Genomic DNA, 1,814 nt, shown 5'->3' on the forward strand with positions numbered 1-1,814 from the left:
AGGAACCTCGACAACCTCATCGGCCTGGTCATGCTCAAATGCGGCGGACTCAACCTCAAACTCCCCGGACACCAATAAGCAGTAAGCCAGACAGAAGATTCACACCCACACAAACACCCGAAGAGCCCTATAATCCGACTCTCTCCGGCAACGCGGTTAAGGATTTCAAAGAGAACACGGTCATCGGTTCCGCGTCGCAAAGCTACGCGGGCGGTTTTGTCGGCAATCAGGTCGGCGCGATCATCGAGGACTCGACGGTGGAGAGCGTGAACTCGTTCACGGTGAAGGCCGATTACTATGCCGGCGGTTTCTCCGGTGTGATGCGCAACGACGTCATGGACGGCGCGTTGCGTAATCTTGGCGTGGATCTGCCCGATCTGGCGAAACCGCAGAGCTTGGTCGAGAACTCGACGCTGGATGCGGGCGTGACGGTTGAGGCCGGTTCGTATGCGGGCGGTTTCGCGGGGGCGATGGCGAACAGTTTCGCCGTCAATGACACTGTTAATGGCAGCATCGGCGTGCATGCGTCCGGTGTGGTTCTCGCGAATGATACCGGCACGGTGAAGGCCGGTGAGACCGTCGCACTGGCCGGCGGGTTCACGGGTGCGGCCACGCTGGGTTGGACCACCGATCTGGGCACGCATGACGCGGCGGATACGAACCTGCTGAAGACGGTGAACAGTTTGCTGACTACCGCGTTGGAGGGCAAGCAGGACGTGAGCACGCTGCTGAGCCTTGTCGGTATCGACGAGTCCGTGATCGCCGGTGTGAAGATGGACGGATCGTTCGTGGTGTCTTCCGGAGATGATTACGCGGGCGGTGTCGTGGGCCGTGGAGATGGCCTGATTCTCGCTGCTTCCGACGGGCAGCATCTGAACGGTTTCTCGTTCTGGAAGCACGGCCGTACCCTGACCGAGTCGCGCGATAATACGGTGTCCGGTCTGAAGTCGGTGACTGCGAAGGGCGACTATGCGGGCGGTATTGCCGGTCAGCTCGGCACTGCGTCGATCGGCGGCATCGTCAATGACACGGTCGGCCTCGGCGGGTTCCTCCCGTTCGAGGTGAGCGCTTTGACTGTCAATGGCGTTGCGGACGATGGCTACACGGTCACCGCAACCGGTGATTACGCGTCCGCCGGCATCGGCAAGGCGACCGGCGGTTATATCGGCAAAGCCACGACCGCGTACAAATCGAAGGACGCGGACGGCAACGAGACGAACGACGTGCCCGAGACAGCCGCCGTCACTTTGAACGACGTGAAGTCGGTCGAAGCGAACAATTATGCAGGCGGTTTCATGGGCGCGTCCGGTCCGGGCGATCTGGTCGGTTCGGACGGTTTGAACCTGCTTGGTTTGGGCGTGCTGAAGATTAAAGGACTGTTGTCGGTTGCGCAAGGCGTCATGATCCAGTCCGAAGGCGTGACCGTCAACGGTGTCAAGACCGGTATGACGATCACGGCTACTGGCGAGCACAAGACGGGCGACGTGACCCAGTACGTCGCCGGCGGTTTCGTCGGTCAATCGAACAGCACGCAGGTGGTCGACGCGCATGTGACCGGTCTGTACACGGTATTCGCTGACATGGAATACGGAAACGCCGGCGGTTTCGTCGGTCTGTCCGAAACCGGCGGACTGGCGGACGTGGCTGACGATACTTCGATCATCGAACTCGTCAAGGTGAACGGGCTGGTCACCGCGGTCGGCTACATGGTTCCAAAGTATACGAACACGGATGTCCGCTACGTCAATGGCGGCAACGTAACCGCAAACATGGCAGGCGGTTACGCAGGCGATTTCCAGAGCGGCAAAGTCGAC

The 1,814-nt window shown here is 60.4% G+C and carries 1 pseudogene; it reads left to right on the forward strand.

Features of this window, described 5'->3' with window-relative positions:
• Positions 1 to 266: 266 nt before the first annotated feature.
• Positions 267 to 1,814: pseudogene (locus JS533_RS13585) on the forward strand (cell surface protein); the annotation flags it as partial.

This window comes from Bifidobacterium amazonense (assembly GCF_018555435.2).
Lineage (GTDB): Bacteria > Actinomycetota > Actinomycetes > Actinomycetales > Bifidobacteriaceae > Bifidobacterium > Bifidobacterium amazonense.